The organism is Aeromonas sp. MR16 (assembly GCF_022549315.1).
GTDB classification, from domain to species: Bacteria; Pseudomonadota; Gammaproteobacteria; order Enterobacterales; family Aeromonadaceae; genus Aeromonas; species Aeromonas aquatica.
Genome location: NZ_JAKZFK010000001.1, coordinates 226,976 through 252,966 on the forward strand (window position 1 = coordinate 226,976; position 25,991 = coordinate 252,966).

The following is a 25,991-nucleotide window of genomic DNA, read 5'->3' on the forward strand; positions in this document are numbered from 1 at the left end:
GAATCCTCTTGATAAGCCACAACAAAAAACCGCTGGATCATGCCGGATTTAAGGCTATGTGTAAAGTTTACTCGGGCTTGGTGTCGAATTTTTTCCATTCTCCCTGCACCAGCAGCTCGTGGGGCAGGTATTGGCGCTTGTAATTCATCTTGCGGCACGCCTCCACCAGATAGCCCAAATACAGCCAGCTGCGACCGGTGCGCCGGGCAAGTTCCAACTGACTCAGAATGGCGAAGGTACCGAGGGAGCGATCGGCATAGTCCGGATCGAAGAAGGTGTACATGGCGCTCAGGGCATGGGGTAGCATATCCGTCGTGGCGACCCCTATGAGCCGTCCTTCTTTGCGCATCTCCAGATAAAGCGGGGGCATCCAGTCGCAATGCAGGAAGCCTTTGTACTGGGTGCGGCTCGGCGGGTACATGCTGCCATCGCGGTGGCGTTCGCGAATGTAGCGTTCGTAGAGCTGATAATATTCGGGTTTGTCGTCATAGCTCAGTACCAACTCCAGATCCCGGTTCAGTTGGCGAATGCGTTTCTGGCCGCGACTCGGCACGAAACACTCGCTGTGGATACGCAAGGACTGGCAGGCACTGCAGGCTGGGCAGTGGGGGCGATAGATGTCGTTGCCACTGCGCCGAAATCCTGCCGTCAACAGCCGCTCATAGCCCGCGGCATTGAGCAGCTCGTGATCCATCAGCACCAGCAGTTGTTCCTGCTCGTGGCCGAGGTAGCTGCAGGGGTGTTTGGGGGTCAAGCCGACCTTGAGGATCACTTCTTCGGTCATAAACTGATGCTCCCAGCCTGCCAGCAGCCATCGGTCAGTCGCTGCTGACTCAGACTCGTCAGGGCCGTTAGGAACTGGCGTCTGGGCCACTGTTCTATTCCCAGGGTCGCCAGGAAGTCGTTTTGCATCTGGCAGTCGATGAGGGCGCCGTCATGGCGGGCGAAGTGGCTGCAGAGCGCCACCATGGCCAGCTTGGCGCCGTTATCGATGCGGCTGAACATGGACTCGCCGCAGAAGACGCGACCGAGGGAGAGACCGTAGAGCCCGGCCTGCAGCTGGCCGTCCTGCCAGATCTCGATGGAGTGGGCGTGGCCCAGGCGGTGAAGTTGCTGATAGGCGTCGATCATGGGCGTGCTTATCCAGGTTCCACTGGCACTGCGACGGGGTGCGGCGCAGGCCGCTATCACCTCATTAAAGGCGCAATCGATGGAAATATCGAATGGGGTACGGCGGATAAACTTGTGCAGGCTGCGCCCTATGTGCAACCGCTCGGGCTCGACGACGCCTCTGGGATCCGGCGACCACCACAGCAGAGGCTGGTGCGGCTCATTCCACGGGAAGATCCCCCTGTGATAAGCTGCCAGCAAGCGGTCAGGGGAGAGATCGCCGCCGATGGCCAGCAGGCCGTTGGGCTCTTCCAGCGCATGGCTGGGGGAGGGGAACCAGCACAGCTCATCATCCAGTTGGGTAAGATAGCGAGACATAAGACAGAGGTTCATAGATGAAGGCCATTATCCTGATAGTATCCAGCTTGCTTGGCTTTGTCACGGCGCCCGCCTGGGCTGCGCCATACGAGCGCAACACGGCGCGTCCCGTGGATCAGGTGGTGTTTGGTCAGGTGGACACGGTGCGCAACATCACCCAGCGCCAGATGGTGGAGTCCGAGCATTCCGGCTGGAAGACCTTGGGGGGCGCCGTGCTGGGAGGCTTGCTCGGCAATCAGTTCGGCGGTGGCCATGGGCGGGAGATCGCCACTGCGGTGGGCGCCCTGGCCGGGGCGGCTGCGGCGCAGCAGTACCAGTCAGGCGGCAGCGTGGTGGAGAACAAGCTGGTTGAACTGCTCATTCGAAATGATCAGGACGGGCTTATCAACGTGATCCAGGATTACGATCCGGCCATGCAGTTCGCCAGTGGCGACAAGGTACGGATCCTTTACTTCAGCGATGGCGTGCGAGTCGACAAGACCTATTGAGCGCGCTCAACGAGCGGCAAGAGAAGGCAAGCAGGGGGAGGGGAATGACCCGGCGGCCACCACTAAGGGGCGCCGGGCGGTACTACACGGGATGCCTGTGTTGAGACTCGATCAGGCGTCCTGAGACACTATCTTGTCGCGGCCGGTGTTCTTCGCCTGATACAACTGGCGATCGGCTTCGCTCAGTGCCTCGTCCATGGAGAGCCGCCCGACGTTGATGACGCCAAAACTGGCGCGCACGAACAGCGAAATCTCCCGGGACAGCGGCTGCTGACGCATCTGCTGGCGTAGTCCCTCCAGCCGTTTGAGCAACACGGGTACGGTGCAATGGGGCACCATCAAGGCAAACTCCTCTCCTCCGAAGCGGGCAATCATGGCGTCGGGGAAGAACTGGGTGAGCAGGCGGGTCAGATGGCAGAGCAGCAGATCGCCGATGGCATGGCCCCAGTGATCATTGACTTGCTTGAAGTGATCCACGTCGAGCACGCACAGGGTGAGCTGGGTTTGCTGGCGCTGATGTTCCTCGAACCACTTCTGTCCCTCGTTGAACCAGTAGCGCCGGTTGTAGAGGCCGGTCAGGTAGTCACGGTTGGCCGACTCCTGGATGCTGTTGAACTGCTCCAGCGCCTCCAGGTTGTGGCTGACCCGGCACTGCAGCTCCTCGGGTTCGAACGGCTGATTGAGAAAGTCGTTTGCACCTTGCTTGAGGTAACGGGCGGAAAGTCCGCGTTTGTCCGACACCGAGATGCCGATGATGGCGAGCCGCTGTTTGCTGTAGCGCTCCCGCAGCATGCGCACCAGGCTGATGCCGTCTATCTCCGGCATGTAGTAGTCCACCAGCATCAACCGAATGGCGGGATTCTGCTCGAGAATGGCCAGGGCGTCGCGGGCGCTGTTTGCCTCATGCACCTGCAACAGCTGCTTGCGCAACTGGGCCATGGTGCGATGGCGGGCGGTACGGGAGTCATCGACCACCAGCACCTCGATGGCCTGGTTGAGGTAGAGACGGTGTACCAGGCTGACGGCGTATTGCAGGGAGTGGCGTGAATCCTTCATCACATAGTCCATCACCCCGGCCTCCAGCCAGGCTTCCCGCTTCTCCTCGCTGATGTCGGCGGTGAGGATCACCACCGGCAGGCCCTGAGTCAGCAGCACATTGACCGCCTCTCCGTTGGGGGCATCCGGCAGGGTGAGATCCACCAGGGCGACCACGTACTCCTCTCCCTGGCAGTGGCTGGCGCCCGCCAGGGTATCGAAGGCGTCGATCTCTAGCCCGGTTTGCTGGGTGATGGCCTGGATCAGCATGCGACGGATCGTCAGGCTGTCTTCGACTATCAATATTTTTCGTTTCATCCGGCTCCTTAAAAACAAAAGGGCATGCCTCTTGGCATGCCCTTTATATCCTTGTGCTTATTGTGCGTCCAGATATCGCTCTGCATCCAGTGCCGCCATGCAACCTGTGCCGGCGGAGGTGATCGCCTGACGATAAACATGGTCGGCCACATCCCCTGCGGCAAACACGCCCGGGATGCTGGTTTGGGTCGCAAAGCCTTCCAGGCCGCCACGCACCTTGAGGTAACCGTTCTCCATGGCCAGCTGGCCAGCGAAGATCTGGGTGTTGGGCTGGTGGCCGATGGCGATGAAGACGCCCATCAGCGGCAGCTCGGAGGTGGACTCGTCTCTGGTGCTGCGCAGGCGCACGCCAGTCACACCCATGTTGTCGCCCAGCACTTCATCCAGGGTCTGGTGGGTGTGCAGCACTATGTTGCCGCTGGCCACCTTGTCGTGCAGACGCTTGATCAGGATCTTCTCGGCGCGGAACTCGTCACGGCGATGAATGAGGTGCACCTTCTTGGCGATGTTGGCCAGATAGAGCGCCTCTTCCACGGCGGTGTTGCCGCCACCGACCACGGCCACTTCCTGGTTGCGATAGAAGAAGCCGTCGCAGGTGGCGCAGGCGGAGACGCCACGGCCCTTGAATGCCTCCTCGGAGGGCAGCCCCAGGTATTTGGCGGAGGCGCCGGTGGCGATGATCAGCGCATCGCAGCTGTATTCGCCGTTGTCACCCTTGAGGCGGAACGGACGCTGGGTCAGCTCCACTTCGTTGATGTGATCGAACAGGATACGGGTATCGAATTTTTCCGCATGGGCCTGCATGCGTTCCATCAGGGCCGGACCGGTCAGCCCTTCCGCATCACCCGGCCAGTTTTCCACCTCGGTGGTGGTGGTCAGCTGACCACCTTGCTGCATGCCGGTGATGAGCAGGGGATTGAGGTTGGCGCGGGCGGCATAGACGGCCGCGGTGTAACCCGCCGGGCCTGACCCTAAGATCAGCAGTTTGCTATGAGTAACTTGGCTCATGATGTGATTTCCGAGACGTGTTGAGTTTGCGCGATTGTAGGTAATTCGTGATCCGGGGTCAAAGGCCAGCGCATCGATTGTGGCAATCGGCGCCGAGGGGGAAAGGGGCTGGCATGGCGCCATAAAAAAACCGCCCATCGCGGGCGGATTTTCACTCATCACGTCCCCTTGCGGGGTCGGCGATCAGTTCAACAGGCTCAGGGGATCCGTGTAGGCCAGGCTGTGCGCCTCGGCCACTTCCCGGCAGGTGATCTTGCCTGCCATCACGTTCAGCCCGTGCAACAGGTGGGGATCGCCCAGCAGGGCCTTGCGATAACCCTGCTCGGCCAGCCGGATGATGAAGGGCAGGGTGGCGTTGTTGAGGGCCACGGTGGAGGTTCTGGCCACGGCGCCCGGCATGTTGGCCACGCAGTAGTGCACCACCTCATCGACGATGAAAGTCGGATCCTGATGGGTGGTGGCGTGGGAGGTTTCCACGCAGCCGCCCTGATCGATGGCCACGTCGACCACGGCCGAGCCCGGCTTCATGCGCGCAATGTGGTCACGGCTGACAAGTTTTGGCGCAGTGGCGCCGGGTACCAGCACGCCGCCGATGACCAGATCCGCCGCCAGGATGTGGCGCTCCAGGGTCTCGCGGTTGGAGTAAACCACCTTGGCCGCCCCCTGGAATTCGCTGTCGAGGCGACGCAGGGTGTCGATGTTGTTGTCGAGTATGGTGACATCGGCGCGCAGGCCGATGGCCATGCGGGCTGCGTTCGAACCCACTACACCACCACCGATGATCACCACCTTGGCCGGTTCGACCCCGGGGACGCCGCCGAGCAGCATGCCGCTACCGCCGCGGGACTTCTCCAGTGCCTGGGCACCGGCCTGAATAGACATGCGTCCGGCCACCTCCGACATGGGAGCCAGCAGCGGCAGACCACCACGGGCATCGGTGACGGTTTCGTAGGCGATGCAGACCGCGCCGCTGTCCTGCAACTCTCGGGTCTGGGCCAGGTCTGGTGCCAGATGCAGGTAGGTGAACAGGGTCTGGCCGGGGCGCAGCATGGCACGCTCGACCGCCTGGGGCTCCTTGACCTTGACGATCATCTCGGCTTTGGCGAAAACATCGCCAGCGGAGGCCAAAATTTCGGCTCCAGCAGCCAGATAATCTGCATCACTGAAGCCAATGCCACTTCCTGCACCGCTTTGGACGAAAACAGTATGGTTTCGTGCTGTTAGTTCACGTACACTGGCTGGAACCATGCCTACGCGATATTCATGGTTTTTTATTTCCTTAGGTACACCGATAATCATGCTATCCCTCGTCTATCGATTGGTGGTTTATGTTGCTGGAATGTTAAGTGGCATTTGCGCCTAGTATATTCAGGTATTGACAGGATTTGTGACCATAATTATAAGATAGCTGGTGATTCTTACCAAAAAATAGCCAAAGGATGGAATTAAATGATGGAAGCTAAGAGTCGGCTAAAGGATTTGGACAGGATTGACCGCAACATTCTGAACGAACTGCAAAAGGACGGCAGGATTTCGAATGTTGAGTTGTCCAAACGAGTTGGCCTGAGTCCTACACCGTGTCTGGAACGGGTTCGTCGCCTTGAGCGACAAGGTTATATCGAAGGGTATGCCGCTATTCTGAACCCTCATTATCTGGATGCGTCTCTGTTGGTATTCGTGGAGATTACCCTCAATCGTGGCGCCCCCGATGTGTTCGAGCAGTTCAACAAGGCTGTTCAGGTGCTCGAAGAGATCCAGGAATGCCACTTGGTCTCCGGTGATTTTGACTATCTGCTCAAGACCCGCGTCAGCGACATGTCGGCTTATCGCCGCTTGCTTGGGGAGACGCTGCTGCGTCTGCCCGGGGTCAACGACACTCGCACCTACGTGGTGATGGAAGAGGTCAAGCAGAGTAGTCGTCTGGTGATCAGCACCCGCTAAGCGGGTTATGCTGTGACTTGCAAGTTCCATGACGAGTCACGATAGTCAGAAACGAGCGGCTGGTCCGCTCGTTTCTTCTTATGGCGTATTCATGTTATTACCGTATTCATAGCCCCGCCTCAGGCACTGGCTGACAATGGGTGGGCTTTTCAGGGATACTAGGCCCCCTATCCCCGCATTACATGTTTTCAGAAAGGAGCCGGAGTTTGGCCGATAAAAAGCTGTTTACTCCTTTGTCAGGTACGCAACGGATCTTCGAGGCCGTCTTGATCGCCATCACCCTGATGGCTGCCTATCTCTTGCTTGCCCTCTTGACCTATCACCCCGCCGATCCCGGTTGGTCCCAGACCTCCTGGCAGGGAGAGGTGAAGAACCTGGCGGGCAGCGCCGGTGCCTGGCTCGCCGACATCACCATGTTTACCTTCGGTGCCTTCTCCTATCTGGTGCCCCCGCTGACGGTGCTGCTCGGCTGGAGCCTGTTCTGGCGCCCGAGCCGACTGCTGGAGGTGGACTATCTCACCCTGTCGGTGCGGATCATCGGTTTCGTGCTGACGGTGCTCGGCATGTCGGCCATTGCCAGCATGAACTTCAACGACTTGCAGAATTTCTCCGCCGGCGGCCTGGTGGGGGACGTGATCGCCTCCGCCGTGGTGCCGCTGTTTGGCGGCGTCGGTGCCAACCTGATGTTGCTCTGCTTCGTGGCCACCGGCATCACCCTGTTCACCGGCTGGTCCTGGCTCACCATCGTCGAGCGGATCGGGGCCACCTGCACCGGCAGCGTCAGCGCTGTCTACCACTTCCCCACCACCCTGGGTCGCTGGTTGACCGGGGGCTGGCGCCAGCCCCGCTATGAAGGGCCGGATCCCCTGCTGGAAGGGGGCCTGGGTGCCCTCGATCTGGATGACGAGGAAGACGAGCCACACAGCAGCTGGACGCGCAATCCCAAGGCCAAGGCCGGCGGCAAGGCCCAGAAGTCAAAATCGGACCAGTGGCTGCCGGAGCTCGACGAGGATACCTTCCAGTTCGATCCGCAGTTTGATGACGAAGATGACGAGGCGCCGGCCCCCGTCGCCAAGACCAGGCGCGTGGCCAATGGCCGTTCCCAGCCCCTGGCCAACCAGGATGAAGAGGATCTCGACTTGCCCTGGGCGGAAGGGGATGACGACGCCGTTGCCCCTGTCGCCGTGGCGCCCAAACCCAAACGCCGCCCGCAGCCGGGCATGGCCCCCTTGCCGAGTGTAGAGCTGCTGGACAGACCGCCCGCCAAGACCCAGATGATGAGCAAGGACGAACTGGACCGCATGGGCCGTCTGGTGGAGGCCAAGCTGGCCGATTACAACGTGCAGGCCAAGGTGGTCGGTGTCTATCCGGGTCCCGTCATCACTCGCTTCGAGCTGGATTTGGCGCCGGGCATGAAGGCGAGCAAGATCACCAACTTGTCCCGCGATCTGGCCCGCTCCCTCTCCGCCAGCAGCGTGCGGGTGGTGGAGGTTATCCCGGGCAAGACCTTCGTCGGCATCGAGCTGCCCAACCGGGTGCGCCAGACCGTCTACCTGCGCGAGACCCTGGATTGCGAGGCCTTCTCGGGCAGCCGCAACCCGCTCACCATGGGCCTGGGCCAGGACATCGCCGGCGAGCCCGTGGTGGTGAACCTCGCCAAGATGCCGCACCTGCTGGTGGCCGGTACCACCGGCTCCGGCAAGTCGGTGGGGGTGAACACCATGATCATCTCCATGCTCTACAAGTCGTCTCCGGAGGATCTGCGCTTCATCATGATCGACCCCAAGATGCTGGAGCTCTCGGTCTACGAGGGGATACCGCACCTGCTTACCGAGGTGGTCACCGACATGAAGGATGCCGCCAACGCCCTGCGCTGGTGCGTGGGCGAGATGGAGCGTCGCTACAAGCTGATGTCCGCGGTCGGGGTGCGTAACCTCAAGGGCTACAACGACAAGGTGCTGGCCGCGGCCGCCGAGGGACAACCGCTGCGGGATCCGCTGTGGCGCCCCGGCGACTCCATGGATCAGATGCCGCCGGAACTCGAGAAGCTGCCCCACATAGTGGTGGTGGTGGACGAGTTTGCCGACATGATGATGATCGTCGGCAAGAAGGTGGAAGAGCTCATCGCCCGTATCGCCCAGAAGGCGCGGGCAGCCGGTATTCACCTCATCCTCGCGACCCAGCGTCCGTCGGTGGATGTCATTACCGGCCTCATCAAGGCCAACATCCCGACCCGGATCTCGTTCCAGGTGTCGAGCAAGATCGATTCGCGCACCATCCTGGATCAGGGCGGCGCCGAATCCCTGCTCGGCATGGGCGACATGCTCTACATGCCGGCGGGTACCTCCAATCCGACTCGGGTGCACGGCGCCTTCGTCGATGACCACGAGGTACACAAGGTGGTGGCGGACTGGAAGCTGCGCGGTGAGCCGAACTACATCGAGGAGATCCTCTCCGGCGAGTCGGAGGGTGAGGGCGGCAGTGGTGACTACGGCAGCAGCGGCGACGAGGAGCTCGATGCCCTGTTCGACGAGGCGGTGGCCTTCGTGGTGGAATCGCGCCGTGGATCCACCTCCAGCGTGCAGCGCAAGTTCAAGATCGGTTACAACCGGGCGGCCCGTCTCATCGAGCAGATGGAGAATCAGGGTATCGTCAGTGCCCCGGGTGGCAACGGTCAGCGCGACGTGCTGGCACCGCCGCCGGTACGGGATTAAGCCTCCATATCATCCTGGCCATGTCTGCGGACATGGCCTCTTATCTGACCCTCTTGGACGGGAATTCTGATGAAAAAAGCATTATTGATGGGTTCTGTACTGCTGCTGGCCAGCAGCCAGGTGTGGGCCGATGCCGCCAGCGATCTCAAGCAGAAGCTGGCCGGTGTGAGCCTGTTCTCCGCCAAGTTTGCCCAGGTGGTCTACGACAGCAAGGGCAAGGAGCTGCAGCGGGCCGGCGGCGATCTGCTGGTGCAGCGGCCGAATCGCTTCAACTGGCACACCACTACCCCTGATGAGAGCCTGATCGTGGCCGACGGCAAGGATGTGTGGGTCTATGATCCCTTCGTCGAGCAGGTCACCGCCCTCAAGATGAAGGATGCGGTGCTCAACACCCCCTTCGTGCTGATCGCCGGCAACGACAACGCGCTTTGGAAGAACTATGACGTGACCCAGCAGGGGGACGTCTATACCGTCACCAGCCGCAACCAGGATGAGCTGATCGCCTCCTTCCGCATCACCTTCGACAGGCAGAACAACATCAGCCGCTTCGACGTGAAAGAGGCGCAGGGGCAGTGGAGCGAATTCACCCTGAGCGGTTTCAACCGCAAGCCGGTGCTCAAGGGCAACGAGTTCGTGTTCAAGGCTCCGAAGGGGGTCACGCTGGACGATCAGCGCTGATGTGCTGCTCATCCCTGGATTTCTTGTCGGGCTGTCGCATGTTGGCGGCCCGCCCCAAGCTGGATGACCGAGGCTGATGAGCAACCTGTCGCTGGATTTTTCGTCTGACTTCCGCCCGCTGGCGGCCCGGATGCGGCCGCAAAATCTCGACCAGTACATAGGTCAGCAGCATATCCTGGGGGCCGACAAGCCTCTGCGCAAAGCCATACTGGCGGGCCATTGCCACTCCATGATCCTGTGGGGGCCCCCCGGTACCGGCAAGACCACCCTGGCCGAATTGATGGCGCACTACTGCCAGGCCGAGGTGGAGCGCCTCTCCGCGGTCACCTCCGGCATCAAGGAGATCCGCGCCGCCATCGACAAGGCGAAGGAGAACAGCTGGCGCGGGGTGCGCACCATCCTGTTCGTGGACGAGGTGCACCGCTTCAACAAGAGTCAGCAGGATGTGTTCCTGCCCCACATCGAAGACGGCACCATCACCTTCATCGGCGCCACCACCGAAAACCCCTCGTTCGAGCTCAACAACGCGCTGCTCTCCCGCGCCCGGGTCTACCTGCTCAAAAGGCTGGAGGAGGAGGACATCCTCGCCATGATCGATCAGGCCCTGACCGATCCGCGCGGCCTCAATGATCCGACGTTGGCCTTCGCCCCCGGGGTAAAGGAGGCGCTGGCCAAGGCAGTGGACGGCGACGGGCGCAAGTCCCTCAACTATCTGGAGCTCCTGGCCGACATGGCCGAGAGCAGTGGGGCCGGCCCTGATGGACGAGAGGAGCGAGTCATCGACAGTACCCTGCTCGCCGCCGTGGTGGGGGAGCACGTGGCACGCTTCGACAAGGGCGGCGATCACTTCTACGACCTCATCTCGGCGGTGCACAAGTCCATTCGCGGCTCGGCGCCGGATGCGGCCCTCTATTGGTATGCCCGCATGGTGAGCGCCGGCTGCGATCCCCTCTATATTGCCCGCCGGCTGCTGGCCATCGCCTCGGAAGACGTGGGCAACGCCGATCCCCGCGCCATGCAGGTGGCGTTGTCGGCCTGGGACTGTTTCCATCGCATCGGCCCGGCGGAGGGGGAGCGGGCCATCGCCCAGGCCATCGTCTACCTCGCCTGCGCCCCCAAGAGCAACGCGGTCTACACCGCCTGGAAGGCGGCGCTCCATGACGCCAAAAACCTGCCGGACTTCGAGGTGCCACCGCACCTGCGCAACGCGCCGACCAAGCTGATGAGCGAGCTCGGCTACGGCGCCGAATACCGCTATGCCCACGACGAACCCGGCGCCTATGCCGCCGGCGAGGAGTACTTCCCCCCCGAGCTCGCTGGCAAGCACTACTACCAGCCAACGGAGCGGGGCCTGGAGAAGCAGATCGGCCAGAAGCTCGATTACCTGCGCGATCTCGACCGCCAGAGCCCGCGCAAAAGAGACAAATAGGTTTCCGATTTGAACATTGGCATCCCAATCGATCGGATCGCCGAAGTTTGGCCTGCCTGCCCCCCCAAACTTGGTAAAAACGACAGCAATACGCCCTGTTCGGGCAGGGGGGCGGTCTGCTACACTGCCCCTCTGACCCCGTTTGTCTTGGCCTGGTGCCATCTTCTTGATTTTGAAGGCCGGATGTTCACGGCCCGATACTCAAAGACGACAGGGGTGCGCCAACCGATGTTAACTTCCGGATCTGTTTTCTCGCCAGGGCGGATAACCCAGGCCAGATCCCATTAAAAAAAGTAGGTAAACCATGCTGGATCCCAAATATCTGCGCAGCGATATCGCCGAGGCTGCCGCTCGTCTGGCGACACGTGGCTACGTTTTGGACGTAGCGGCTGTCAACGCTCTGGAAGAGAAACGCAAGGATCTGCAGTCCCGCACCCAGGAGCTGCAGGCCGAGCGCAACGCCCGCTCCAAGTCCATCGGTGAGGCGGCCCGTCGTGGTGAAGATGTTGCCCCGCTCAAGGCCGAGGTGACCAAGATCAACGACGAGCTGGAGACCAGCAAGGTCGAACTCGAGTCCCTGCTGACCGAGATCAAGGCCATCTCCGACGCCATCCCCAACCTGCCGAGCGAGACCACCCCGGTGGGCCGCGACGAGAACGACAACGTGGAAGTGCGCCGCTGGGGCACCCCGCGCGTGTTTGACTTCCCGGTACGGGATCACATCGATCTCGGTGAAGCGGCCAAGGGCGTGGACTTCAAGAACGGCGTCAAGCTCGCCGGTGCCCGCTTCGTGGTGATGAAGGGGCAGATTGCCCGCCTGCACCGCGCCCTGGCGCAGTTCATGCTGGACCTGCACACCCTGCAGCACGGCTACACCGAGTGCTACGTGCCCTACCTGGTGAACCCGGACAGCCTGTACGGCACCGGTCAGCTGCCGAAGTTCTCCGAAGACCTGTTCAACACGGGGATCGAGGGTGAAGGGGAAGAAGAGGGCAAGCTGCGCAAGTTCTCCCTGATCCCGACCTCCGAAGTGCCGCTCACCAACATGGCCCGCGACGAGATCTTCGACGAGCAGGAACTGCCCATCAAGATGACGGCCCACAGCCCCTGCTTCCGTTCCGAAGCCGGTTCTTATGGCCGTGACACCCGGGGTCTGATCCGCATGCACCAGTTCGACAAGGTCGAGATGGTGCAGCTGGTGCACCCGGAGAAATCCTGGGACGCGCTGGAAGAGATGGCCGGTCACGCCGAGAAGGTGCTGCAACTGCTGGAGCTGCCGTATCGCGTAATGGCGCTGGCCACCGGCGACATGGGCTTCTGCGCCGCCAAGACCTACGATCTGGAAGTCTGGCTGCCGGCTCAGAACACCTACCGCGAGATCTCCTCCGTCTCCAACTGCACCGACTTCCAGGCCCGCCGCATGCAGGCCCGGGTGCGCATCGATGGCAAGCCCCAGCTGCTGCACACCCTGAACGGCTCCGGTCTGGCAGTGGGTCGCACCCTGGTGGCGGTGATCGAGAACTATCAGCAGGAAGACGGCCGCATCGCCATACCGGCGGCGCTGCAGTCCTACATGGGCGGCCTGAGCCACATCGGCTAAGCCCGCGCTGGTAACGACAACGCCATGGCCATGCCATGGCGTTGTGCATTCAGGCGCCGCTCAACCGTTTGAACGGGATAAAAGCCGTCTCCATCGGCTCCCCCTTGAGCCGTTAACACAATTTTATCAAGCATTGCGCAATCGTTTTTGTTAGACTGCGCCGCAATTTCGCAGGACATCTTTTTCTATGGTCTGGATTGATTACGCCATCATCGGCATCGTCGGTTTCTCCGCTCTCATCAGCCTGGTGCGCGGCTTTCTCAAGGAAGCCATGTCCCTCGTCACCTGGTTCGTCGCCTTCTTCATTGCCAGCCATTTCTATCCCGATCTCGCCATCTACTTCACCTCGTTCTCAGACGATCTCGTGCGCAACGGCCTGGCCATCGCCGCCCTGTTCGTGGCGACCCTGATCCTCGGCAGCGTGGTGAACTATGTGGTGGGGCTCCTGGTGGACAAGACTGGCCTGTCCGGCACGGACAGGGTGCTCGGCGTCTGCTTTGGCGCCATCCGCGGGGTGCTGATCGTCAGTGCCCTGCTGTTTTTTATGGACACCTTCACCGGTCTCTCCCAGAGTGACTGGTGGCTGGCGTCCAAGCTGGTGCCGGAGTTCAAGCCGGTGATCCAGTGGTTTTTCGGGTTCATGTTGAACTCATCGAGTTTTCTCCAACAGGTACAGTGACTTCGAGGTAGCAAAGACATGTGCGGTATTGTCGGTATAGTTGGCACCACCCCCGTCAATCAGGCCCTCTACGACGCCTTGACGGTGTTGCAGCACAGGGGACAGGATGCCGCCGGGATCGTGACCATTGACAGTGGAAACTTCCGGCAACGCAAGGCTAACGGCCTGGTGAAGGATGTGTTTGAAGTGCGCCACATGCAGCGGCTGCAAGGGAATATCGGCATAGGACATGTCCGTTATCCCACCGCAGGCAGCTCCAGTGCCGCAGAAGCCCAACCTTTTTACGTGAACTCTCCCTACGGCATGGTGCTGGCCCACAACGGCAACCTCACCAACGCCAAGGCGCTCAAGGAGCAGCAGTTCAAGGTGGCCCGCCGCCACATCAACACCACCTCCGACTCGGAAGTGCTGCTGAATGTGCTGGCCCACGAGCTGGATCTCTGCGACAAGATGGAACTGCGCCCGGAGGATATCTTCTCTGCGGTGCGCAAGACCCATCAGCAGATCCGCGGCGCCTACGCCGTGGTCACCCTGGTGATAGGCCACGGCCTCATCGGTTTCCGTGATCCCAACGGCATACGTCCCTTGATCCTGGGTCGCCGCGCCGACGAGCAGGGCCAGGTGGAGTACATGCTCGCCTCCGAGAGCGTGGCGCTCGACGCCATTGGTTTCGAGACGGTGCGTGACGTCGCCCCAGGCGAAGCCATCTACATCACAGAGCAGGGTCAGCTGTTCTCCGAGCAGTGTGCGGAGCACCCGCAGATGAGCCCCTGCATCTTCGAATACGTCTACTTCGCCCGTCCCGATTCGTGCATCGACAAGGTCTCCGTCTATGCCGCCCGCCTCAACATGGGTCGCAAGCTGGGCAAGAAGATCGCCCGCGAGTGGGAAGATCTCGACATCGATGTGGTCATCCCCATCCCCGAGACCTCCTGCGACGTCGCGCTGGAGATAGCCCACACCCTGGACTTGCCGTACCGTCAGGGCTTCGTGAAGAACCGCTACATCGGCCGTACCTTCATCATGCCGGGCCAGACCCAGCGCAAGAAGTCGGTACGCCGCAAGCTCAACGCCATCGGCTCCGAGTTCAAGGGCAAGAAGGTGCTGCTGGTGGATGACTCCATCGTCCGTGGCACCACCTCCGAGCAGATCATCCAGATGGCGCGGGAAGCCGGTGCGGCCAAGGTCTACTTCGCCTCCGCCGCCCCCGAGATCCGCTTCCCCAACGTCTACGGCATCGACATGCCCACCGCCAACGAGCTGATCGCCCATGGCCGGGAAGTGGAAGAGGTGTGCAAGCTGATCGGTGCCGATGGCCTGATTTTCCAGGATCTGGAAGATCTGGAAGAGGCGGTGCGAGAGATCAACCCCGAGCTGCGCCACTTCGAGACCTCGGTGTTCAACGGCCACTACGTCACCGCGGATGTGGATCAGGGCTATCTGGACCACCTCAACGCCATGCGCAGCGACGACAACAAGGCCGTGCGCGAGTGGCAGGAAGGCACCAGCAACCTGGAAATTTTTAACGAAGGCAGTTAAACGTTTTCCAGTTGGTCTGGACCGGAAATGAAAATGGGGGCCTTGGCCCCCATCGTTGTCTCGGTACTCTGTGCTTCATCTCACGCCAGATCTTCCCCATGGCTGGCGATCACCTTCTTGTACCACCAGAACGACTTCTTGCGCCTGCGCGCCAGGGTGCCCTTGCCGGCATCGTTCCTGTCCACATAGACGAAGCCGTAGCGCTTGCTCATCTCTCCGGTGGAGGCGGCCACCAGATCGATGCAGCCCCAGCTGGTGTAGCCCAAGAGTGGCACCCCGTCATCGATGGCGTCCCCCATGGCGCTGATGTGCTCGCGCAGATAACCGATGCGGTAATCGTCCTCGATCTCGCCCTGCTCATTGACCTCATCGACGGCGCCCAGGCCGTTCTCCACCAGAAACAGCGGCTTCTGATAGCGGTCATAGAGGGTATTCATGGTGATGCGCAGGCCGAGCGGGTCTATGCCCCAGCCCCATTCGCTCACCTTGATATGGGGGTTGCGCAGGGACTTGACCACGTTGGCGGCGCTGGTGTTGCCCGCGTTCATGTCGGCGGAAGCACAGCGGGAGGCGTAGTAGCTGAAGGAGACGAAATCGACGGTGTGTTTGAGGACCTCGTCATCCCCCGGCTCCTTGATCAGGGTCACCCCCTTCTCGCGAAACAGGCTGGCGGCATAGGCCGGGTAGGCGCCGCGAGCCTGCACGTCGATGAACAGCAGGTTCTCCCGCTCCTTTTGGAGCGCAGCCCACACATCGTCCGGCTTGCAGGAGTAGGGGTAGAAATTGCCCCCCGCCAGCATGCAGCCGACCTGGTTGTGCGGGTTCACCTCGTGGGCAATTCGGGTCGCCAGGGCGCTGGCGATGAGCTCGTGGTGGGCCGCCTGATACTTCACCTGCTCCTGATCTTCACCCGCTTCAAACACCAGCCCGGCCCCGGAGAAGGGGCTGTGCAGCAGGATGTTGATCTCGTTGAAGGTGAGCCAGTACTTCACCAGCCCGTCGAATTGCTCGAAGCAGGTGCGCGCGTAGCGGGTGAAGAACGCCACCATCTTGCGGTTGCGCCAGGAGCCATACTCCACCACCAGGTGCATGGGCACGTCGAAGTGGCACAGGGTCACCAGCGGCTCGATGCCATGTTTCTTGCACTCCTCGAACAGGGCCCGGTAGAAGGCGATGCCCTCGGGATTGGGTTCGGCCTCGTCCCCCCTGGGATAGAGCCGGCTCCAGGCGATGGAGGTGCGAAACACCGTGAAGCCCATCTCGGCCATCAGGGCGATGTCTTCTTTGTAACGGTGATAAAAATCGATGGCGTCGTGGCTCGGATAATACTCGTCGTCCCGCAGGGTGAAGCGCGGTTCCTGGCCGAGTTTCACCGCCATCCGGTTGGCACCGTGGGGGATCATGTCGACCGTGGTCAGGCCCTTGCCCCCCTCGCGGTAGCCCCCCTCCGCCTGGTTGGCGGCCAGGGCGCCGCCCCAGAGGAAGTCTCGGGGAAATCTTGCTAACGACATCTGTTACCTCTTGTCATGTCGGATGATGCGAATTCACAGGCTGGCGGCAGCCTTGACCTGCAGCGTCGGCACTGCCTCATCGGATGCGGCCTCGGGGTGCTCCTCCTGCACCGGAATGTCTTCAAAGCCCATCAGCAGGGTCAGGATGAAGGAGAGCACCACTGAGAGCGCCATGACTCCGAACACCCAGGCGATGCTCATGGGGTTGGCCGGATCGAAGAACTGGACGCTGGTAAAGAGGCCCGGTGCCGCCATGGAGTGGCTGGCAAGCCCGGCCATGCCAGCCACGGCGCCGCAGATGAAGCCGCTGATAAGGCTGGCGATGAGCGGCCGCTTCAGGCGCAGGGCCACCCCGTAGAGCGCGGGCTCGGAGATGCCGGCCATGATGGCGGAAGCCGCCGCGGCGAGCGCGGTCTGGCGCAGCTCGGGGTTCCTGGTGCGCCAGGCCACCGCCAGGGAGGAGCCGCCGAGGGAGAGGTTGGCACCGATCTCGGAGGGCATCACCATCCCTTCCTTGCCGGTCTCGGCGATGGTCTGGATGATGGTCGGGGTGAAGACGCGGTGCATGCCGGTCATCACCAGCAGCGGCCACAGGGCCCCCATGATGGCCACCGACAGCCAGCCGAGGTAATCGTGCACTGTGTAGACCAGGCCGGAGATTGCGGTGCCGATCCAGATGCCGATGGGGCCGATCAGCAGGATGGCGAGCGGCGCCGCGATCAGCACGATAAGCATGGGTTTCAAGAAGTTCTTGGTCACCGCCGGGGTGATCCTGTCCACCCAGCGCTCTATGTAGGAGAGGCACCAGGTCATCACCAGGGCCGGGATCACGGTATAGGTGTATTTCACCGCGGTGACCGGGATAAAGCCGAAGCTGACCGGCTCCCCCTGGGCGGCCCTGGCCATCAGCTCGATGAAGCTCGGGTGCACCAGCACGCCGGCGATGGCGATGGCCAGCGACATGTTGGTCTTGAACTTGACTGCCGCCGAGGCGGCGACCATCAGGGGCAGGAAGAAGAAGGCGCCATCGCCGATGGCATTGAGGATGATGTAGCTGGGGGAGGTGACCTCCACCATGCCGCTCATACTGAGCACCATGGCCAGCAGCTTGACCATGGAGCCGCCGATGATCGCCGGAATGAGCGGTGACATGGTGCCGATCAGGGCGTCGAGGATGCCGGCGCCGAGGCGTTTGAGGCTGAAACCGGCTTTCACCTCTTGCGGTGCGCCCTGTGCGTCTTCTGGCAGCCGGGCGAGCACCTCGCGGTAGGCGTGGGACACCATGTTGCCGATGATCACCTGGCACTGGTTGTCATTGTTCACCACACCCAGCACCCCGGTGGTGGCCTTCAGGGCGGGGTTGTCCAGTCGGCTTGAATCCTTCAAGACGAAGCGCAGGCGCGTCATGCAGTGGGTCACCGCGACTATGTTGTCCGCTCCCCCCAGGGCATTGACGACGGCACTGGCCAGGGCCGCATAGTTTTTTGACATCTGGTTTATCCTTTTGACCAAGAGATACCAGCCATAGCCCCGCCTGTGGCGTGCGGATGGACGGTGTGAAACTGTACATGTGGAACCGGTTCCACATAGAGTGCTCAGTTTCTTTCTGCGAGACAAGACGGTCGCACCGCCATTGTGCAGAACCGTGAATGGGATCACTGAAAGGGGGGGCCTGCGCCCATTCTCGTTAGCACAAGCGGGTCCCGTGCAGTACACTGCGGCCCGTCGAGAAGAGGGGAAGATGATGACGACTATGCTGGAGGTGGCGAAGCGGGCAGGGGTGTCGAAGGCAACTGTCTCCCGGGTGCTGTCGGGCAATGGCTATACCAGTCAGGAGACCCGGGATCGGGTGTTCCAAGCCATAGAGGAGAGCGGCTATCGCCCCAACCTGCTGGCCAGGCAGCTGGCGACCAAGAATACCCAGACCCTGGGGCTGGTGGTGACCAACACCCTGTATCACGGCGTCTATTTCAGCGAGCTGCTCTCCCATGCGGCGCGGATGACCGAGGATCGCGGTCGCCAGCTGATCCTGGCCGATGGCAAGCACAGCGCCGAGGAGGAGCGTCAGGCCATCCAGTATCTGCTCGACTCCCGCTGTGACGGCATCATCATCTACCCGCGCTTTCTCAGCGTCGAGGAGATGGACGAGATCATCGAGCAGCATTCCCAGCCCATCATGGTGCTCAACCGCAAGTTGCGGCGCCACCACCGCCATTGCGTCTACTCCGATCAACAGGCTGCCGCCGCGGCCGTGGTGGATAAATTGGTGGAGATGGGCCACACCGACATCGCCTTCATCACCGGCTCGGCGGATTCGCCGACCGGCATCGAGCGTCTGGCCGGCTACAAGCAGGCTTTGGTCCGGCACGAGATCCCGCTGCGCGACGAATTGATCGCGCACGGCAAGTGGACCCCCGCCTGCGGCGCGGCCGGGGTCTCGACCCTGTTGGGGCGGGGGGCTCGCTTCAGCGCCTTGGTGGCCAGCAACGATGACATGGCGATCGGTGCCATCAAGCAGCTGCACCAGGCCGGCGTGTCGGTGCCGGAGCAGGTCTCTGTGGTCGGCTTCGACGACATCGCCCTGGCCCCCTACGTCATTCCTTCGCTGGCCAGCGTCAAGATGCCGGTGACCGAGATGATCCAGGAGACCATCAGCCGGCTGATCACCATGGTGGAGGCCGGGGAGGCCGGTGAGCTGCCCTCCTTCAGCGGCAAGCTGATCCGGCGCGACTCCCTCAAACGGCTGCTGGAGTGAGGCGCTGGCTCCTCGCTCAAGGTGGTGGGCAGCACAGGCGGGATCCGCTAGCATAGGCGCCCCGGCGCGTGCGCCGCCTGTCATAGCAAGAGATGAGACGTTAGATGGATGACCTGCTAGCCCCCGTTCGCCAGTTCCTGCATTGTGAGACCCCGGATGCCTGGGTGGAGATGGCGCGGGATCCTGCCCAATTGCCGACCCTGCTCATCGATCACGCCAACTGCGAGAACAAGGCCGCCCTGACCGCCCATAGCCTGGTGCGTCGCTACTGCCTGCCCAAGGGCAAGCGCCACCTGCTGCCCAAGCTGGCGTTCTACCGGGAGCTGGACGCCATCCCCGAGAAGGCCGAGATCCTGGGCAAGCGGACCATGGGGGAGTCGGATCGAAGCGTGTTTGCCGAACTGGAGCGCAATCCGCTGTTATTCCCCATGGTGCGGCTCATCCAGGAGGAGCTGCATCACTTCGAGCAGGTGCTGGAGATCATGGCCGCCCGCGGCATCCCCTACGGCCCGGTCAGCGCCTCCCGCTATGCCCGCAGTCTGCTAAAGCATGTGCGTACTTATGAGCCGGCCGCCGTGGTGGACAAGATGATCATCGGCGCCTATATAGAGGCGCGATCCTGCGAGCGTTTCGCCAAACTGGCGCCGCACCTGGACGAGGAGCTTGGCCGTTTCTATGTCTCCCTGCTGCGCTCGGAGGCGCGCCACTACCAGGACTACCTGGCACTGGCGGAGCAATATGCGGGGGAGGATATCAGCGAGCGGGTGGCCTATTTTGGCCGGATTGAAGCCGAGCTTATCTGCTCGCCGGATCCACAGCTCAGGTTCCATAGCGGCCTGCCTGTCAGATTTGACAGTTGTTGAGCCAGCAGGGGCCACCTACTATCGCGGTGTTCCTACTACGAGCGACGCAATCATTTTTTGAGCGCAATCCCCGGCCACTGATGTGACATCAGGCCGGGTTTTTTTTATGGCGCAGAAAGGGAGCAGGGGCCGACGAAGCCATCGGCCCGGGGATCAGCGGCGGTATTCGTTGTTGTAGTTCTGAATGAGGCGGCGGGTCACCTCGTGCTGGGGATCGGCAAACACCTTGAGGGTCTTGCCGCGCTCTACCACCCGGCCGTCGTGCATCACCAGTACCTCGTCGCTGATGTGGCTGACGATGCCCAAATCGTTGGCCACCAGCACATAGCTCAGCCCCATGGTCTCCTGCATCTCCAGCAGCAGGTTGATGATCTGGGAGCGCACCGAGATATCCAGGGTCGACAACGCCTCGTCCGCCACCACGATCTTGGGGTTGAGGATCAGCGCCCGTGCCAGCCCCACCCGTTGCTGCTGACCGGCGGAGAGCATCTGCGGGTAGAAGAGCGCGTGATCGGCCAGCATGCCCACCATGCGCAGGGTCTGCACTACCTTGTCGCGGCGCTCTTCTTCGCTCATCTCGGTGTTGAGGCGCAGGGGCGTCTCCAGGATCTGGCCGACCCGGATCTTGCGGTTAAGCGAGGTGTTGGGATCCTGGAAGATCATCCGCAGCAGCTTGCAGCGGGTCTGATAGTCACCGTGCACCAGGCGCTGGCCCTCGACGGCGATCTCACCGCCGCTCGGCTCTATCATGCCCGCCAGAATGCGGGCGAGGGTGCTTTTGCCGGAACCCGCCTCGCCGACGATGGCCAGGGTCTGGCCCACGCCGAGATCGAACGACAGGGGCTTGATGGCCTCCACCGCTTGGCGCCGGAACAGACCGGTGCGATTCTGGTAGGTTTTACACAGGCCTCTGACCTGTAACAGAGCGGGTTCGATCACTGTATTGGCCCCTTCGTAGCGAAGTGTGCTGCCATGGATGGATAGCATCGTATATTCAAGTGGTTAACGACTCCAAACTCAGCGGAAAGTGGCGACTGAATTGAGGAGCCTTGGCCTTGTACATTGATCATCGACTGAGGGTGGGTCTTGATCATTTTTTCGGCTCTTCCATGTTCAGCGGGAAGTGGCAGCTGAACTGGTGTCCCTTGACCTTGCTCATCAGCGGCGTCTGCACGCATTGCTTCTGGGCATAGGGACAGCGGGGGCCGAGCCGGCAGCCGATGGGCAGGTGTTGCAGCGGCGGTATCACCCCGGGCAGGGTCTCGAGCCGGGACTTGTGGCGCACCAGCTTGTCAAAGTCCGGAATGGACTTGAGCAGGGCGTCCGTATAGGGGTGATGGGGCGAGGTCAGGATCTGCTCCCGGGTGCCTACCTCCACCATCTGGCCGCAATACATGATGTTGATGGTGTCGGTCAGGTTGGCGATGGCGGCGATGTCGTTGCTGATGATGAGGATGGTGGTGTTGCCCAGCTTGTTCATCTTGTCCAGCAGCCGCAGGATCTGGGAGTGGGTGGTGGACTCCATGGCACTGGTGGGCTCGTCGGCCACCAGCAGGCGCGGCTGGTTGGCGATCGCCATGGCGATCATCACCTTCTGGCACATGCCGTCCGACAGCTCGTGGGGATAGGCCCGCATCACCTTGCGGTGATCCTTGACGCCGACTCTGTGCAGCAGGGCGATGGCCCGCTTCTTGCGCCACTGGAAGCGCTGCCAGAATTTGCCGACGAAGGCGCTGGTGGGGATGGCCTCCTCCAGCTGGGTGCCTATCTCCTCGGACGGGTCGAGACAGCTGATGGGATCCTGGAAGATCATGGCGATCTCCCGGCCCATGATGCGGCGCCGCTCCTTGGGGGCCATGGTCAGCAAGTCCATGTCGTTGAAGCGCATCCGGTCGGCGCGCACCGTCCAGTTGTCCTTCTGGATGCCGACGATCACCTTGGCCACCAGGCTCTTGCCCGAGCCCGATTCTCCTACCAGGCCGCGGATCTCCCCCTCGTTCAGGGTCAGACTGACCCTGTCCACCGCCTTGACCTTGCCCTGGGGGGTATCGATCTCGATGGTGAGGTTGCGTATATCGAGCAGGGGCATCAGTGGCGCTCCTCATGAGGCTGTGGCACGGCGTGTTGCATCGGGGAGATGCCGTCCTTGATGGTATAGAGCAACAAGATCATCAATCGTTCCCCTCTTTGAGTGCTTCGCGGATCCCTTCACCCACCAGGTTAGTCACCAGCACGCTGAACAAAATGGCCATGCCCGGCAGGGTCACTGTCCAGGGAGCCAGATAGATGAGATCGCTCGAATCGGCCAGCATGGCGCCCCACTCCGGCTGGGGGGACTGGGCCCCGAGGCCGAGGAAGCCCACCGCCGAGATATCCAGGATGGCGGCAGAGAGGGTCCGGGTGGTCTGAGTCACCAGGGTTTCCACTATGTTCGGCAGTATGGCGAGGCGCATGATCCGCCAGGGGGGCGAGCCATCGAGGCGGCTGGCGATGATGTACTCCTTCTGCATCTCGGCGTGGACCGCGTTGTAGGTCGCCCGGATGAAGGGGGGGATGAGCGCGAGCGTGATGGCGATCAGGGTGTTGAACAGACCTGGCCCCAGAATGGCGACCACTATGATGGCCAGCAGCAGGGAGGGGATGGAGAGCAGGGTGTCGAGCAGGTGATGCAGCACGCTCGACTTCACCCCCTTGCTCATGCCGCCGAGGATGCCGATGGTGGAGCCGACGACGAGGGCAATTACCACCACCAGCAGGGCGTTGCCGAAGGTGAGACGGGCCCCCACCACCAGGCGCGAGAGGATGTCGCGGCCCAGATCGTCGGTGCCGAGGAAGTAGTCGATGTTGCCGGTGCTGGCCCAGGAGGGGGCCAGCAGCAGACGGCTGCTGTGTTGATCGTCGATGCCATAGGGGACGACGAGGGGGCCGACCAGGGTAACCAGCAACAGCAGCACGAAACACCAGAGGCCGGCCATGGCCAGCGGGTTGCGCCTGTAGGAGGCCCAGGTTTGCTCCAGGGGGGAGAGGATCCTGAGCTCCGGGTAGATGTTCGATTTATCTTGCATGAGTCAGGCTCCAGCCCTGGCCCCAGTTCAGGGGATAAGCGGGTTCAGTCTTGTTTTGCATAGAGCTCTTTACGCCGTGCCGGATACACAATGACGGAGGTGAGCAGCGCGACGCCGACAATATGGCACTTGCGTAACAGAGGCTCATCACTTGGGCACGTTCAATCTTGTTTTGCATAGAGTTCTTTACGCCGTGCCGGGTACATGATGGTGGTGAGCAGCTCGGTGCTGACGCTGGTGAAGATCACGAAGCTGGCCACCACCAGGAAGGCGCCCCGGATGGCGGCGTAGTCCTGCAGCGCTATGCTGTTGACCAGCCAGCGGCCGATGCCGGGCCAGTCGAACACGAATTCGGTGATCATGGCGGAGGTGAGCACGCTGCCAAGCTGCAGGCCGAGCAGCGGCAACACCGGCGGCAGGGCATTCTTGAGGCCATGGCGCCAGACGATCTGGCGACGGGAGAGGCCCCGGCTCGCCGCGGCCTTGATGTAGTTCTGCTTCATCACGTCGATGAGGGAGCTGCGCACGTGGCGGATCACCTCTGTGGTGGGCACCACCGCCAGCACCAGGGACGGCAGCACCAGGTGGCGCAGGGCATCGTGCAGGGCGGCGTCGCGCCAGGGCTCGTGGCTGAGCAGCACATCGACGATGGCGATGCCGGTGATGGAGGGCACGTCGTAGAGCAGGCTGATCTGGCCGGAGGCAGGCAACCAGCCGAGATCCAGCGAGAACAGCATCACCATCAGCAAGGCGAGCCAGAACACCGGCACGGCGTAGCCGATGAGGCCGGCGGCCATGATGGAGAGATCGAGCCCGCGCCCCTGATAGAGGGCTGCCAGGGTGCCGAGCGGAATGCCCACCAGCAGGGAGATGGCGAAGGCCGCGAGACAGAGCGTCAGGGTCGCCGGGAAGTAGTGGCGGATCTCGTCGAGCACCGGCAGGCCGGAGACGCTGGAGAGACCGAAATCCCCGGCGAAGATGCGCCGCAGGAAGTCCGGGTAGCCGTGCCAGACGTCCAGCACCTGACCGATGAGACGAAACTCCAGCAGATAGGCCGCCAGGGTCAGCACCAGCAGGGTGATGATCAGCAGGGTGATGCGGCGCAGAATATAGAAGAACATGGTTATGCCTCTGCCCGCTGGTTGGCCGATGACGGGCAAGATCCCAGATCAGCGATGGAATGGATATAAAACCGCATGCTCACTCCCGATGGGCCTGGTTGAAGGTGGTGCCCCCAAAGGGCATCAGGGTCAGTCCCTCGATGTCGCTGCGGCTCACCTGGGTGCGCAGGGCATGGGCCAGGGGGATCAGCGGCAACTGCTCATTGAGCAGGGTCTGGGCATAGTAGTAATTGCGCAGGCGGAAGGCGAGCTGAGGGGTCGTCACCGCATCGTCCAGCAACTGATCGAAGGCCGGGCTGCACCAGCGGCTGTAGTTGTTGCCCCGCTCGACGGCGGCGCAGCTCAGCAGCTGGCGAAAGAAGTTGTCCGGGTCGGCGTTGTCGGCGATCCAGCCGGACAACAGGCTGTCATATTGCCCCTTGGCGAGCCGGGTTTCGATGACGGGCCAGGCCTGCTGCACGATTTTCAGCTTCACCCCTATCTTGGCGAGATCGCTGCGCATCAGCTGGGCGGTCTTGAGGCCGTCCGGATTGTAGGGGCGGGCCCCTGGCTGCACCAGTACCTGCATCTCGAAGCCCTGCTCCAGCCCAACCTCCTTGAGCAGCTTGCGGGCGAGGGGCAGATCCGGCTTGCGTAACTGCAGTGAGGGATTGTAGCCCCAGGAGAGCGGTGGCAGCAGGCTGGTGGCGGGCTGCCCGGTTTCGAAATAGACCGCCTGCAGCAGGTTCTGCACGTTGATGGCGCTGGCCAGCGCCTGGCGGACCTGAACCTTGTTGAAGGGCGCCTTGCGGGTATTGAGGGCCAGGAAGGCGACGTTCATGCCCGACTGCACCGACAGGTTGAGATGGGAGTCCTTGTCGATCACCGATAGCTGGCTGGCGGAGGGGGTGCTCATGACATCGCACTCGCCGGTCAGCAACTTGGCGAGCCGCTTGGACGATCTGGGGGTGATGTCGTAGACCAGCTGCTCAATCTTGGCCTCACCGCCCCAGTAACCGGGGTGGCGCAGGTAGCGCACGAACTCGTTGTGACGGTACTCCTTGAAGCTGAAGGGGCCTGTCCCGATGGGACGACTGTCGAGCAGCTCTGGGGTGCCAGCCTTGATCATCTGCTCGCCATACTCGGCCGACAGCACGATGGCGTAGTCGCTGGCCAGGGTCGCGAGGAAGGAGGCATCCGGCCGGTTGAGCTCGAACACCACCTCGTGGGGTCCGTGCTTGTCGACCCGCTTGATGAGGGAGGCCAGACCCATGCTGTAAAAATAGGGGTACTCGCCGCCCGAGATGGCGTGGTAGGGGTGATGGTCGTCCAGCAGGCGATGATAGGTAAACAGCACGTCGTCGGCGTTGAACTGACGAGAGGGGCTGAACCAGGGCGTGCGATGGAAGGTGACCCCCTTGCGCAGGCTGAGGGTGTAAGTCAGCCCGTCCTCGCTGCTGCGCCAGGCGGTGGCGAGGCCCCCCTCCAGGCTCAGGGTATTGGCATTGACCTCGAGCAGGCGATCGTAGAGCGGGCGGGCACTGGCATCCAGGGTCATGCCCGAGTTGGCGAGCTGCGGGTTGAAGGTCTGGGGTGCCCCGTCGGCGCAGTAGATGAGCCCTGTCTTTGACGCATCGTCTTGTTTCTGACAGCCGGTGAGTACCAGGAGACCGAGCAGCAGTGGTGTGAGCATTCTCATTGTGGAGCCATGTCTTGGTGCGAAATGTGTTCATGCAAGGTTGCCCGCGGGAGGGCGGGCGCGTTGCGAGATCCTGCCGGG

At 62.0% G+C, this 25,991-nt stretch carries 22 protein-coding genes; 10 read left to right on the forward strand and 12 right to left on the reverse strand.

All coding sequences use genetic code 11. The annotated features are described in order from the left end of the window. Positions 1-67: 67 nt before the first annotated feature. Both MM194_RS00910 and aat read right to left on the reverse strand, forming a co-directional pair. Positions 68-784, reverse strand: a complete 717-nt coding sequence (locus MM194_RS00910; protein WP_241342342.1) for an arginyltransferase — start codon at positions 782-784, stop codon at positions 68-70. Next, complete coding sequence (aat, locus tag MM194_RS00915) at positions 781-1,488, reverse strand: leucyl/phenylalanyl-tRNA--protein transferase (RefSeq protein WP_241342343.1); 708 nt, start codon at positions 1,486-1,488, stop codon at positions 781-783. The genes MM194_RS00910 and aat overlap by 4 nt, the downstream gene beginning before the upstream one ends. 17 nt (positions 1,489-1,505) lie before the next feature. Between aat and MM194_RS00920 the strand changes: the two genes are divergently transcribed. After that, entirely contained in the window at positions 1,506-1,976 is a 471-nt protein-coding gene (locus tag MM194_RS00920) for a glycine zipper 2TM domain-containing protein (RefSeq protein ID WP_033129622.1), read from the forward strand. Positions 1,977-2,087: 111 nt separating this feature from the next. Here the strand turns inward: MM194_RS00920 and MM194_RS00925 are convergent, their stop codons facing one another. From MM194_RS00925 to ald, 3 genes are all read right to left on the reverse strand, one after another. Then, on the reverse strand, positions 2,088-3,329 hold the full coding sequence (locus MM194_RS00925) for a diguanylate cyclase (RefSeq protein ID WP_241342344.1): 1,242 nt from the start codon (positions 3,327-3,329) through the stop codon (positions 2,088-2,090). A 57-nt stretch (positions 3,330-3,386) separates the two neighbouring features. Beyond that, complete coding sequence (gene trxB / locus MM194_RS00930; RefSeq protein WP_033129620.1) at positions 3,387-4,337, reverse strand: thioredoxin-disulfide reductase; 951 nt, start codon at positions 4,335-4,337, stop codon at positions 3,387-3,389. A 183-nt stretch (positions 4,338-4,520) separates the two neighbouring features. After that, on the reverse strand, positions 4,521-5,636 hold the full coding sequence (gene ald / locus MM194_RS00935; RefSeq protein WP_241342345.1) for an alanine dehydrogenase: 1,116 nt from the start codon (positions 5,634-5,636) through the stop codon (positions 4,521-4,523). 150 nt (positions 5,637-5,786) lie between these two features. Here ald and lrp point away from each other — a divergent pair, with 150 nt between their 5' ends. The 7 genes from lrp to purF all read left to right on the forward strand — a co-directional run bounded on the left by lrp (position 5,787) and on the right by purF (position 14,917). Next, positions 5,787-6,278 (forward strand): leucine-responsive transcriptional regulator Lrp, encoded by a 492-nt coding sequence (gene lrp / locus MM194_RS00940; RefSeq protein ID WP_005300047.1) that lies wholly within the window; start codon positions 5,787-5,789, stop codon positions 6,276-6,278. A gap of 206 nt (positions 6,279-6,484) precedes the next feature. Next, positions 6,485-8,992: a DNA translocase FtsK 4TM domain-containing protein gene (locus MM194_RS00945; protein ID WP_241342346.1), complete on the forward strand. Its 2,508-nt coding sequence runs from the start codon at positions 6,485-6,487 to the stop codon at positions 8,990-8,992. A gap of 69 nt (positions 8,993-9,061) precedes the next feature. After that, positions 9,062-9,670, forward strand: coding sequence for an outer membrane lipoprotein chaperone LolA (gene lolA, locus MM194_RS00950; RefSeq protein WP_033129617.1), 609 nt, complete (start codon positions 9,062-9,064; stop codon positions 9,668-9,670). Positions 9,671-9,746: 76 nt separating this feature from the next. Beyond that, positions 9,747-11,099, forward strand: a complete 1,353-nt coding sequence (locus tag MM194_RS00955) for a replication-associated recombination protein A (RefSeq protein ID WP_241342347.1) — start codon at positions 9,747-9,749, stop codon at positions 11,097-11,099. Positions 11,100-11,403: 304 nt separating this feature from the next. After that, the gene (gene serS, locus MM194_RS00960; RefSeq protein ID WP_033129615.1) at positions 11,404-12,699 is read left to right on the forward strand and encodes a serine--tRNA ligase; all 1,296 of its coding nucleotides are present in this window, start codon (positions 11,404-11,406) and stop codon (positions 12,697-12,699) included. 187 nt (positions 12,700-12,886) lie between these two features. After that, positions 12,887-13,378, forward strand: a complete 492-nt coding sequence (locus MM194_RS00965; protein WP_033129614.1) for a CvpA family protein — start codon at positions 12,887-12,889, stop codon at positions 13,376-13,378. Between the two features lie 18 nt (positions 13,379-13,396). After that, positions 13,397-14,917: an amidophosphoribosyltransferase gene (gene purF / locus MM194_RS00970; protein ID WP_033129613.1), complete on the forward strand. Its 1,521-nt coding sequence runs from the start codon at positions 13,397-13,399 to the stop codon at positions 14,915-14,917. 80 nt (positions 14,918-14,997) lie between these two features. Here purF and MM194_RS00975 read toward each other — a convergent pair whose 3' ends face one another. Next, positions 14,998-16,428, reverse strand: coding sequence for a 6-phospho-beta-glucosidase (locus tag MM194_RS00975; RefSeq protein ID WP_033129612.1), 1,431 nt, complete (start codon positions 16,426-16,428; stop codon positions 14,998-15,000). Between the two features lie 33 nt (positions 16,429-16,461). Then, positions 16,462-17,919: a PTS cellobiose/arbutin/salicin transporter subunit IIBC gene (ascF, locus tag MM194_RS00980; RefSeq protein WP_033129611.1), complete on the reverse strand. Its 1,458-nt coding sequence runs from the start codon at positions 17,917-17,919 to the stop codon at positions 16,462-16,464. Between the two features lie 250 nt (positions 17,920-18,169). Between ascF and MM194_RS00985 the strand changes: the two genes are divergently transcribed. Continuing rightward, on the forward strand, positions 18,170-19,183 hold the full coding sequence (locus MM194_RS00985; protein WP_277604996.1) for a LacI family DNA-binding transcriptional regulator: 1,014 nt from the start codon (positions 18,170-18,172) through the stop codon (positions 19,181-19,183). A 104-nt stretch (positions 19,184-19,287) separates the two neighbouring features. After that, positions 19,288-20,046 carry a tRNA isopentenyl-2-thiomethyl-A-37 hydroxylase MiaE gene (miaE, locus tag MM194_RS00990; protein ID WP_241342348.1) on the forward strand — a complete coding sequence of 253 codons (759 nt, stop codon included), beginning with the start codon at positions 19,288-19,290 and terminating at the stop codon, positions 20,044-20,046. A gap of 153 nt (positions 20,047-20,199) precedes the next feature. Here miaE and MM194_RS00995 read toward each other — a convergent pair whose 3' ends face one another. The 5 genes from MM194_RS00995 to sapA all read right to left on the reverse strand — a co-directional run bounded on the left by MM194_RS00995 (position 20,200) and on the right by sapA (position 25,904). Continuing rightward, a complete protein-coding gene (locus MM194_RS00995) occupies positions 20,200-20,985 on the reverse strand; it encodes an ABC transporter ATP-binding protein (protein WP_033129639.1) in 786 nt (261 codons plus the stop codon). Between the two features lie 151 nt (positions 20,986-21,136). Then, complete coding sequence (locus MM194_RS01000) at positions 21,137-22,135, reverse strand: oligopeptide/dipeptide ABC transporter ATP-binding protein (RefSeq protein ID WP_033129608.1); 999 nt, start codon at positions 22,133-22,135, stop codon at positions 21,137-21,139. An 82-nt stretch (positions 22,136-22,217) separates the two neighbouring features. Further along, positions 22,218-23,111, reverse strand: coding sequence for an ABC transporter permease subunit (locus MM194_RS01005; protein ID WP_241342349.1), 894 nt, complete (start codon positions 23,109-23,111; stop codon positions 22,218-22,220). Between the two features lie 161 nt (positions 23,112-23,272). Further along, on the reverse strand, positions 23,273-24,232 hold the full coding sequence (locus tag MM194_RS01010) for an ABC transporter permease subunit (protein WP_033129606.1): 960 nt from the start codon (positions 24,230-24,232) through the stop codon (positions 23,273-23,275). A gap of 79 nt (positions 24,233-24,311) precedes the next feature. Beyond that, positions 24,312-25,904, reverse strand: coding sequence for an ABC transporter substrate-binding protein SapA (sapA, locus tag MM194_RS01015; RefSeq protein WP_033129605.1), 1,593 nt, complete (start codon positions 25,902-25,904; stop codon positions 24,312-24,314). Positions 25,905-25,991: the final 87 nt, after the last annotated feature.